Annotated in this window: 1 pseudogene; it reads left to right on the top strand. The window is 61.0% G+C overall.

Annotation, left to right across the window (positions count from 1 at the left end):
• Positions 1–249: pseudogene (locus NLU14_RS22605) on the top strand (hypothetical protein); the annotation flags it as partial.

Raw genomic sequence — 249 nt, 5'->3', positions numbered from 1 at the left:
AAGCGCGCCCGCTGTCCTGGATAGCGCGCATATTGGCGACATCCACGGCGCGTTCGGCACCATCCGGCAGCACGACACCGGTGTACGAAAGACTTGGCGGGCTAGGCTGGCGACCTTGATGGCAATCGTCGGCCCGGGACTGATTGTCATGGTCGGCGACAATGATGCCGGCGCTTTTGGAACCTATACGCAGGCAGGTCAGAACTACGGCACCTCTCTGCTGTGGACGTTGATGCTCTTGATCCCGGT

Source organism: Marinobacter iranensis (assembly GCF_029207565.1).
GTDB classification, from domain to species: domain Bacteria; phylum Pseudomonadota; class Gammaproteobacteria; order Pseudomonadales; family Oleiphilaceae; genus Marinobacter; species Marinobacter iranensis.
Note: the sequence above shows the minus strand (reverse complement) of the source record. Positions and strands in the feature narration are given on the sequence as shown.